This is a genomic window from Enterovibrio qingdaonensis (assembly GCF_028683135.1).
Taxonomy (GTDB): domain Bacteria; phylum Pseudomonadota; class Gammaproteobacteria; order Enterobacterales; family Vibrionaceae; genus Enterovibrio; species Enterovibrio qingdaonensis.
Map to the genome: position 1 here is coordinate 1 of NZ_JAJUBB010000053.1, position 1,663 is coordinate 1,663.

1 protein-coding gene is annotated in these 1,663 nt (G+C 56.3%); it reads left to right on the forward strand.

Annotated elements, in window-relative coordinates; all coding sequences use genetic code 11:
- Nucleotides 1–1,663, forward strand: a 1,663-nt coding sequence (locus LRP49_RS25070) for a calcium-binding protein (protein ID WP_274146393.1), incomplete at both ends; no start/stop codon positions are given.

A 1,663-nucleotide genomic window follows, 5' to 3' on the forward strand; every position in this document is an offset into this window, starting at 1 on the left:
ACAAGACGGAAACGACACACTCTCCGGTGGTGTCGGCAATGACCATTTGGATGGTGGTAACCACAACGACCGTCTTTATGGCGGCGATGGCAATGACATCCTCATCGGCGGGCTCGGTGATGATCACCAAGAAGGTGGTAAGGGCGACGACAAACTCTACGGCGGTGCGGGCAATGACGTTCTGAAAGGCTTTGATGGTAATGATGAGATTTACGGTGAGGACGGTAACGACCACCTCACGGGGCAAGATGGGAACGACTTAATCAAAGGCGGCACGGGCAATGACACCATCGGTGGTGACGGTGGTGATGACAAGATCTATGGCGAAGACGGTCATGATCGCATCTGGGCCGGCACGGGCAACGATGTCGTCGATGGCGGTAACCACAATGACACCATCTACGGCCAAGACGGCAATGACACCCTCTCCGGTGGTGCAGGCGATGACGGCATTGACGGTGGCACAGGCAATGACCGTGTGTACGGCAATGACGGCAACGATGGTCTCTCTGGCGGAGAAGGCAACGACTACGTCAACGGCGGTGCCCACAATGACCTGCTCTACGGCAACAATGGTGATGACCATCTCGATGGTGAAAGCGGCAATGACACACTGATTGGTGGCCACGGCAATGACCTTCTCCAAGGTCGAGACGGTGATGACAAACTCTACGGCGAATGGGGGAGCGATCGTTTAGAAGGTGGCAGCGGCAATGATGCCCTTTACGGTCAGGACGGTCACGATGTGCTGCTTGGCGGTCACGGTAACGATCATTTGGACGGCGGAGAGCATAACGACACACTCTACGGTGAATGGGGCAATGACCGTCTAGAAGGCGGTAATGGCGACGATGCCCTCTACGGCCAAGACGGCCATGATGTGCTTGTTGGCGGCCACGGTAACGATCACCTCGACGGCGGCGAGCACAATGACAAGCTCTATGGTCAATGGGGTAACGACCGTCTTGAAGGTGGCAACGGTGACGACGGCCTCTGGGGTGAAGACGGCGATGATATCCTCGTAGGCGGCCATGGTAATGACCATCTCAACGGCGGTAATGGCAACGACCAGCTTCATGGCCAATGGGGTAACGATGACATGCACGGCCTTGCAGGGGACGATGCCCTCTACGGCTGGACAGGTAACGATACCTTGCGTGGCGGTGACGGCAATGACCACCTTGATGGCCAACAAGATAATGACACCATTTATGGCGATATCGGCCATGACACACTGCTCGGTGGTGCCGGAAATGATTACCTTCACGGTGGCAATGACAACGACAAGCTCTATGGTCAAGATGGCCACGATACCCTCGTCGGTGGACACGGCAACGACCACCTTGATGGCGGTAACGATAACGACAAGCTCTACGGTGAATGGGGTAATGACCGCTTAGAAGGTGGCAACGGCGACGATGCCCTTTACGGTCAAGACGGCCATGATGTGCTGGTTGGCGGTCACGGTAACGACCACCTCGACGGCGGCGAGCACAATGACAAACTCTATGGCCAATGGGGCAATGACCGCCTTGAAGGTGGCAACGGCGACGATGGCCTCTGGGGTGAAGACGGTGACGACGTGCTAGTTGGCGGCCACGGTAACGATCACCTCAATGGCGGTAACGATAACGACAAACTCTACGGCGAATGGGGTAATGAC